Raw genomic sequence first — 7,808 nt, 5'->3', positions numbered from 1 at the left:
ACCTATCCCCTAAAGAATTTAGGGAACAAGTGGTTTAGGTGTTTTGATTGGTGTCCCGTTTTCAGGGTTCACTTCATTTGAAGTGTCTTTTTTATACGTATGATTTTCGATAAGATGTTATATTTCTAATCTAACAACTATAATACAGAAGAATCATTAACAGCTCACAGCTAGATTGTAGCACAGGGTAAGTTCATCATTTGATGCAATTTTGCATATTTCTCTATAAAGTAAACTGTATTCCTTGATCATTCACATCGCTATCCCCTACATCTGATGTACTAATCCCGCTAAATGTTTGTACTTTAATCCCTGTATTCGATGATCCCGATCCATTATAAGCTTTCGTTTTTTCAATCGGCTGCACGTTATATTTATCTCCTAAATTAATCGTTCCATTGCAGTTTTCAATAATAACGCCTTCCACAACTGACGGCATTTTGTCACCTACTTTCATTTCCTTACTTTCATTTTATGAAAAGCGCCTAAAAAAATAGCATGTTTCCATAAGAAAAAAGCACTCAGACTGAGTGCTTTTTTCTTATTTACCTTTTTTCTTTTTCTCACAAGCAATTCCATCGCCATCACGGTCTAAATGCTTACCATAATACGGGCTATCTCTTGTAATGTCATAATATCCCGCATCGTTTGCTTCTTTACAGTTCGCAAAACGTTTCGGATCTGGTTTCACTTCCGGTTTTACTTCTGGTTTCGGTTGTGGCTGTGGTTGTTTTGCTCCTGGTCTTTCTTCAAATGGTAACGTTGCATTATATAAGAACTGAACGTATTGCTCACGACTTACATGCATTTTAGGTGCGAATGTACCATCACCAGTTCCAGCCGTAATATAATTTGATTTAATTGCAGTAATAGCAGGATTCGCCCATCCATTTCTATCTACATCCGGGAAATTATGATCCCCTCTAATTTGCAATTGGAATCCTCTTGTCCAAATTTGTGCCATTTCTTCACGAGTTAACGAATCTTTCGGTCTAAATTTTCCTGTGTTATCTCCAACAAATATACCCATCTCTGTTAAAGCAAGAATCTCTTTTTTAAACATAGTTGAACGATCCGTAATATCTTTATATGGATTGTTATACTGTTCTTTTACTGTCGGTTTTAAATGGCGGAACATAAGAGCTGCAACTTGCTCACGCGTTACATCATCACCAAATCCAAAAATCCCATTTCCGTATCCAGCAACAACGTTTTTATTTGCTAAATCCATAATTGCTTTATAAGACCAATGATTGTTTGGAACATCTTTAAAACCTGCGCTTGCCTCCGCTGTTCCAATTGAAGTAAATGCTGTAGTTGCAACAAGTGCACCTGTTAAAATAAATTTTTTAAATCTCATACTTAAGTCTCCTTCTCTTTCCATAATAACCATTTAACAATACAACAAATTATTCAAATGTACTTTGTCATATTCTGTCGAACACAAAAAAGAATCCTGCAGGATTCTTTTTTGCTAAGCATGAATGGCAATTTTGGAGACAGTTGACTTCTTCAAAAATTTATTAGGGGTAATATTTTGAAAAAGAAAGCCTTTCATATGTAGGTTAACACTACTGGAATATATAGTAAATTGATAATATTTATACGGAAGATTGCTAATGTTTAGTATAGATACTTTCCACTATACCAACAGTGAAAAGCATCTACATGAAACAACAAAAAAGGCGCCTTCAAAGAAGATGCCTTTCATAAACAGACACTATAAAACAGAATTATTTATTGTTATACGATTGTTAGATACAAAAAGTAGAGGGAAATGTTTGTATTACATTCTGTTTTATAAAGTATGTCTACCACTTATATTTTAATCCTCTTCACTTGAAAATAAATATAATATGCATAATTACATATGAAAAAGAAAAGACACTCCATAGAGTGCCTCTTCAACCATTTTACTTTTAATATATCGCTTTACATACATTGTAACATATGTATCCATATATTTTATTGAGAAAATTCAAAATCCTTTTTTTTTCATTTTCAATTATAAAATCATGTAATATAAAAGGTATGTCAAATTCTTATACAAGTTGAGGTCTACTATATTTATGTCTTTCGGAATTATTCCTCTTATATTGTTTATTATTTTTCTTATCTCCTATTTAAAAGATCCACGAAAAATAATAAATGGGTTTTTATTTAATACTTTTGTCTGTTTTTTCCTTCTGTTTTGTATACTTGTCTCTTGGAACTCAAGTAATACTATCCTAGGCTACATAATAGTCTTACCTATTTTAGCACTTATCGTTATGATTCCTTTTGGTATTGTTGCTTTAATGTTTGGACTATTTCTGAATGCGAGAATTTTAATGAAACGAGAAGGCCGACGTTTTACTAACTGTTTAACACTTATTGCTGCTTTAGGTATTTTATTCTGTATATTATTCCTTTTCATAAGTCCAGCAAGTTTCTTCTCATCACATTTCCAGCCTATTTTCGCTGGTATTTCTCTTATAACCGTATATTTCTTTATACACTTATCTAACTTCTTAAGCGCTTATTTTCTATATCAATTCAACAGACCAAGGCGTAATCAAGATTTCATTATCGTTCTCGGTAGCGGCTTAATTAATGATAAAGTACCACCTTTACTTGCAAGTCGTATTCATAAAGCGATCGACTTTTACTGGAAACAAGCCGCTGTGAATACGCCACCAACAATTATTTTCTCTGGTGGACAAGGTCCAGATGAAGGCCTTCCTGAAGCAGAAGCGATGCAAAAGTACGCTGTTGAAAAAGGAATTCCGCTTGAACATACAGTGCAAGAAAATCGCTCTGTAAACACATATCAAAATATGTTGTTCTCTAAAGAAATTATGGATTCTTTAAAACCAGACGGTAAGTATAAAAGTATTTTTACAACGAATAATTTCCACCTTTTCCGCGCTGGTATATATGCAAGACAAGCTGGTCTTAATAGCCAAGGAATTGGATCAAAGACAGCCTTTTATTATTGGCCTAATGCAATGATTCGTGAGTATGTTGCAATCGTTGTGATGGGACGTAAGCGCCATATGAAAATATGTGGAACTATTTTAGGCTTCGCTTTATTCCTATCCGTGCTTAGTTTTATCATTTCTTAATAGCATCCCATCCTTTGAAAGGATGGGATTTCTTATACTCATTTCAAAAATATTTTAAAGATAATATGGTCATAATATTCCCTGCATACATCCATTAAAGGAGAATTTTTTCAAATAAAATGTTAAAATAAAATTTAAGTGTGAATGACGTAACAAATAAGAAACTAGTTTGAAACGAGGAAATCATATGGAGAAAATTATCAAAAACAAGCCCAATAAGCTTAAAATCGCTTCAAAAGCTTTGATGATTATTATTGGGGCATTTATTACAGCGTACGGATTAGAGGCAGTATTAATTCCAAATAACGTATCAGACGGTGGTGTAACTGGTTTAAGTATCGTTAGCTCAAGATTGTTTGGATTACCATTAGGAGCTCTAATCGCAGTTATTAACATTCCTTTCGTTTGGTTAGGATATAAGCAAATCGGTAAAAGCTTTGCGATTTATTCTATTATCGGGATTGCTTCATTAGCAATAGGTACCGTTGTCATGCACGGAATACCAGCTATTATTGAAGGCGATACATTATTAGTTACAGTTGTTGGTGGTATTATCATCGGTTTTGGTATGGGACTAGCATTGCGTAATGGCGGGGCATTAGATGGAATCGATATGCTAGCTGTATTGCTTTCTCGTAAGTTACCATTTGGAACGAGTGACCTTATTTTATTCTTAAACATGTTCGTATTTATTTTCGTATCAACAGTATTCGGTCTTCAAGGAGCTATCCTTTCGGCAATTGCTTACTTTATTGCTTCGAAAGTGATTCATATCGTTGAAGTTGGTTTAAGTGGTTCGAAAGCATTTAAAATTATTACAAAAGAGCCTGAATTGATGGTAGAAACAATTCGTGATCGTTTAGGCCGAAGTGCAACATATAACGAAGTATACGGCGGTTATTCTAGAGAGAAATTCAAAGAAATTTCTTGTGTAATTAACCGTTTAGAAGAAAGTAAAATGAAAGAACTTATTAATGAAATCGATCCACACGCCTTTATTACAGTTTATGACGTAGCAGAAGTAAAAGGCGGTAACTTTAAGAAACGTGATATTCATTAATCATTATGAAAGAAGAGGGTGTGCCAATATGTTGGCACACCCTCTTCTGTTATTGTTGTCAATTTTTGTCGGTAAGTCGATATATTCTAATAATCGCTGATATATTTGGAGTTGCGGGCGATATATTCCAATAATCGCTGATATATTTGGAGTTGCGGGCGATATATTCCAATAATCGCTGATATATTTGGAGTTGTGGTCGATATATTTTTACTCCCCCCATCTTCCCCCGCTCTTAATCCATGCCACGTATTTTTGAAAGGCTGGCACTTCTTGTTGGAAACGAAGCGGAACATATAGAAAAAGAGTACACGTACATAGTATCCATAGAATACCTACTACAAAGTGAAATTTCATCGTTGTGCTAATAAACAAACTTAAGAATAATACGAGGAACATCATTACACTAAATCTTTTATACATAGTCATACTATCCCCTCCTTATAACTTAATTGTACCAGTTACAAGGAATTAATTTCCAGAATAAAAAAAGACCGAAAAGCCACTTCCACTTTTCGGTCTCTACACTATCTTCTCTTCGTAATCTTTCCTGAACCACCGACCCTCGTTTTCGGAGGAGATGTATTCCTTGGTGGCGTTTTAATAGATGATTTCGGCTTCACATCTGATCCGCTCGAACCACCTGGTGTTTTCGTTATTTTCCCTTTGCTTCCAGTAGAAGGCGGAGGCGTGCTGCTTCCTTTTTTCGTAATACTTCCTGTATCTCCTACAGAAGATTTCGAATCTACATTATCGCCACGCTTAATGATAGACCCTTTCCCTTCCTTCGTAATTGGAGGCGGGGTTTTCTTTTCTTCTTTCGTAGGCGGTCTCTCTGGAATAACTGGTTTATGATTTTGTCTGTCATTATATCCGCGATAATCACCGTACGATGATTTTCGTGAACCGAATATATCATTTAATATACTACCCATAATATATCCTTGCAGGAAGGACGGTTGGTAATTTTGACGGACAAACTCTTTATTACTTATTTCAATTAACGTATCAGATGGCTTCTCTTTATCCTTTTGCAGATTATAAATCTTATCAGAATAAACGAGGAACATTTGATTTTCGTCTTCTTTAGATGCTTGCTTCGGTTCTCTTTCATTCATGAGTTCCTTCGCGACTTCAGGAACTGACCGATTGGCGGCCCTATACACGTAAGATTCTTGTTTACCTTCTTTTGCGACAGATTCAAGTGGATAGCGGTCTTGAATCGACTTTGTCTGTCCGCCTTGGCAACCTGATAAGGCATATCCAGCAACAACAAGTAATGTAACGATAGCAAGTATAGGGATCACGAACGATTTAATCATGGTAAACAATCGGTTTGACATGATTACGCCCCCTTACGTTGCTCTTATAATTTGTACATCAGCAGGAATAATTGCTTCTCCCTCATACATCATTGTGCGACCATTTTGCCATTCAATACGTAATAATTTTCGATTATCCGATTGGAACTCCCATACATACTGTTCTTCTGAAGCTGAGAATGGTGTTTTCCCCATCACAACAACACGTCCGTTATATTGCTCTTCCATATGGTACTCTGTATCATCCATCTCAATTGTCGTCGGAATTTCATCAATCGAATCTAAACGACCATCAATTGGTTTATATAATTTGTAATACGTATTTTCACGATCTTCAATTTTTAAATAACGAATATCTTTCCCGTCTTGCAGTGTTAAAACAATTTCTTTACGAGAATGCATACTCGTTTTCCCAATTAATTCATACATGACTAATGAAACTTCAACCATATCGCCAGGAGCTAACGTTAACAAACTTTTCTCTGGTTTCGGCGGTTCTGGGCTTTTCATTATATTTTTAATTCGTTTAAATAAACTCATGAGCTACCCCTCCTTCTCTCTTTATAAACAAGCACCTAAAATAAGTGCACCCACAATATGTAATGATCCGGCCAACATCGCGTGCGCAACACTGCCTTCTTTCGTACCTTCTTCTAAATCTAAACCAGCCATTTTCTTTAACACAAATTCGATAAACATTTCTACCACTAATAAAATAACGAAAGAAACTGCTGATGCAAGTAGTGCTTGCCATAAGTCATTTGCTTTCGTTATCGATTGAGATAAAATGTACCCTTGTGCGAATAATTTCATAACGAAACGAGTTGTTACAGCTGTATTCCCATTTTTTATTTCTTTTAAATCATTGTATTTTGTAAAAATCGAATCAACCCACATAATTGCAAATAAAAGTACTGCACTCGCTCCAGTCCATACAAGCATGGCTAATACATTTGTCCATGTCATTGCAAAACCTCCTCTAAATATAAAGTGAAACTTTAATCAGTGGGGAGGTGTTCATTCCCCGCTGATTATTAGTTGAACCAATCGGGCATTAACGGGCAGTAGATCTCCCCCCCACCTCTCTGCTTTCACAAAAAGTAGAGGTGGGAGTCTTACTGCCCGTTAATGCGGGGTAATAGAAAACCGACATGAATTTGTTTAGACATGTCGGTTCATTTGTCTCTATTCTATATTATTTCTCATACTGCTTCATAATACGAGCTAATTCATCGTCAACAGCAGAATTTTTGTTTAAGCTTGCGAATTCATCATCTAATGATTTTTCTTTCTTGTACACTTCACCGCTTGCTTCTGCTTCAGCCTCTAATTGAAGAGCTTTCTCTTCCATACGGCTTAAACCAGCTTTCGCTGAGTTTGAATCAAATCCAGACATCGCCTGATTAATATTCTTTTGTGCTTTCGCCGCATTTACACGTGCTACAAGTGTCTCACGTTTATTTTTCAGCTCAGTTAATTGCTTACGCATTTCTTCTAGCTTCAGGCGAAGATTATCAGCAGCAGCTTTGTTTTGCTCATAGCTTGCTTTATACTCATTCATCTTTTGCTCTGCATTTTGTTTTTCTTCTAACGCACGGCGCGCAAGATCTAAGTTGTTAGCTTGAACAGCCATATGAGCTTGCTCTTCACGTTTTTTCACAAGCGCTTCTTGCTCTTCAAATAAGATTTTGAATTTCTTCTCAAGTGCGATTTGAGCGGCTACACTTTTCTCAGCTTCTTGTACATCCGCTTGCATATCGCGTAAATATTGATCCGTCATTTTAACTGGATCTTCCGCTTTTTCAATTAATGAATATACGTTCGACATTGTTAAATCTCTTAATCGTTTAAATACAGACATCTAAATTCCTCCTATGATATACCTCATATTTCAAATTCACTACTTGGAAAACTGAAAAATCTCCCTTTACAGTAAAGAATATTCATTTTTACAGCCTATGTGTTTATTATAACAAAACTAATATGTCCTTACATGTTATTTCCAAAATACATCCATTATAATATGACATTCTATATATAATATTGTATTTCTAACATATTCTCATTATCCCTCTTTAAAATTAACTTACTTTTGTGCAATTTCACTAAATTACATAAGTGTAATGTTACTGTAAGCTAACTCGATAGTTGCGTCTCCCTATTTCTTATACACTAATACCAGAAGCAACAAACAAGCTTCTCATCATTTCAAAACTAATACAAAAATTGTATTTACTATAAAACATATAAAAGACCTGCGGTAGTATGTCAACTGAAAAACAACAGAATTTTTAGTTATCAAAGTACTATTTATTTAAAAAA

Annotated in this window: 9 protein-coding genes; 2 read left to right on the top strand and 7 right to left on the bottom strand. The window is 35.1% G+C overall.

The window, feature by feature from the left end; translation table 11 throughout:
• Positions 1–223 precede the first annotated feature (223 nt).
• Together PDQ33_RS27445 and PDQ33_RS27440 are read right to left on the bottom strand one after the other, a co-directional pair.
• Positions 224–457 (bottom strand): spore germination protein, encoded by a 234-nt coding sequence (locus PDQ33_RS27445; RefSeq protein WP_001998505.1) that lies wholly within the window; start codon positions 455–457, stop codon positions 224–226.
• An 84-nt stretch (positions 458–541) separates the two neighbouring features.
• Positions 542–1,360, bottom strand: coding sequence for an S-layer homology domain-containing protein (locus PDQ33_RS27440; RefSeq protein ID WP_270756995.1), 819 nt, complete (start codon positions 1,358–1,360; stop codon positions 542–544).
• Between the two features lie 709 nt (positions 1,361–2,069).
• Between PDQ33_RS27440 and PDQ33_RS27435 the strand changes: the two genes are divergently transcribed.
• Together PDQ33_RS27435 and PDQ33_RS27430 are read left to right on the top strand one after the other, a co-directional pair.
• Positions 2,070–3,104: a YdcF family protein gene (locus PDQ33_RS27435; protein WP_061131997.1), complete on the top strand. Its 1,035-nt coding sequence runs from the start codon at positions 2,070–2,072 to the stop codon at positions 3,102–3,104.
• Between the two features lie 187 nt (positions 3,105–3,291).
• The gene (locus PDQ33_RS27430) at positions 3,292–4,164 is read left to right on the top strand and encodes a YitT family protein (protein WP_000411240.1); all 873 of its coding nucleotides are present in this window, start codon (positions 3,292–3,294) and stop codon (positions 4,162–4,164) included.
• A gap of 210 nt (positions 4,165–4,374) precedes the next feature.
• Here PDQ33_RS27430 and PDQ33_RS27425 read toward each other — a convergent pair whose 3' ends face one another.
• The 5 genes from PDQ33_RS27425 to PDQ33_RS27405 form a co-directional block, all read right to left on the bottom strand.
• Positions 4,375–4,593, bottom strand: coding sequence for a hypothetical protein (locus PDQ33_RS27425; protein ID WP_000180109.1), 219 nt, complete (start codon positions 4,591–4,593; stop codon positions 4,375–4,377).
• A gap of 98 nt (positions 4,594–4,691) precedes the next feature.
• Complete coding sequence (locus PDQ33_RS27420; RefSeq protein WP_000071211.1) at positions 4,692–5,507, bottom strand: DUF4247 domain-containing protein; 816 nt, start codon at positions 5,505–5,507, stop codon at positions 4,692–4,694.
• A gap of 12 nt (positions 5,508–5,519) precedes the next feature.
• Entirely contained in the window at positions 5,520–6,026 is a 507-nt protein-coding gene (locus PDQ33_RS27415) for a DUF4178 domain-containing protein (RefSeq protein WP_000051756.1), read from the bottom strand.
• A 21-nt stretch (positions 6,027–6,047) separates the two neighbouring features.
• Positions 6,048–6,452 (bottom strand): DUF350 domain-containing protein, encoded by a 405-nt coding sequence (locus PDQ33_RS27410; protein WP_000220322.1) that lies wholly within the window; start codon positions 6,450–6,452, stop codon positions 6,048–6,050.
• Between the two features lie 229 nt (positions 6,453–6,681).
• Positions 6,682–7,347 (bottom strand): PspA/IM30 family protein, encoded by a 666-nt coding sequence (locus PDQ33_RS27405; RefSeq protein ID WP_000110281.1) that lies wholly within the window; start codon positions 7,345–7,347, stop codon positions 6,682–6,684.
• Positions 7,348–7,808: the final 461 nt, after the last annotated feature.

This window comes from Bacillus cereus group sp. Bc031 (assembly GCF_027716265.1).
GTDB lineage: Bacteria > Bacillota > Bacilli > Bacillales > Bacillaceae_G > Bacillus_A > Bacillus_A paranthracis.
This window is presented reverse-complemented; position numbering and strand designations above follow the sequence as displayed.

Coding starts and splice junctions, on each gene's coding strand:
- PDQ33_RS27425 (WP_000180109.1), bottom strand. CDS start 4,593: ATGACTATGTATAAAAGATTTAGTGTAATGATGTTCCTCGTATTATTC.
- PDQ33_RS27410 (WP_000220322.1), bottom strand. CDS start 6,452: ATGACATGGACAAATGTATTAGCCATGCTTGTATGGACTGGAGCGAGT.
- PDQ33_RS27405 (WP_000110281.1), bottom strand. CDS start 7,347: ATGTCTGTATTTAAACGATTAAGAGATTTAACAATGTCGAACGTATAT.
- PDQ33_RS27445 (WP_001998505.1), bottom strand. CDS start 457: ATGAAAGTAGGTGACAAAATGCCGTCAGTTGTGGAAGGCGTTATTATT.
- PDQ33_RS27420 (WP_000071211.1), bottom strand. CDS start 5,507: ATGTCAAACCGATTGTTTACCATGATTAAATCGTTCGTGATCCCTATA.
- PDQ33_RS27435 (WP_061131997.1), top strand. CDS start 2,070: ATGTCTTTCGGAATTATTCCTCTTATATTGTTTATTATTTTTCTTATC.
- PDQ33_RS27440 (WP_270756995.1), bottom strand. CDS start 1,360: ATGAGATTTAAAAAATTTATTTTAACAGGTGCACTTGTTGCAACTACA.
- PDQ33_RS27415 (WP_000051756.1), bottom strand. CDS start 6,026: ATGAGTTTATTTAAACGAATTAAAAATATAATGAAAAGCCCAGAACCG.
- PDQ33_RS27430 (WP_000411240.1), top strand. CDS start 3,292: ATGGAGAAAATTATCAAAAACAAGCCCAATAAGCTTAAAATCGCTTCA.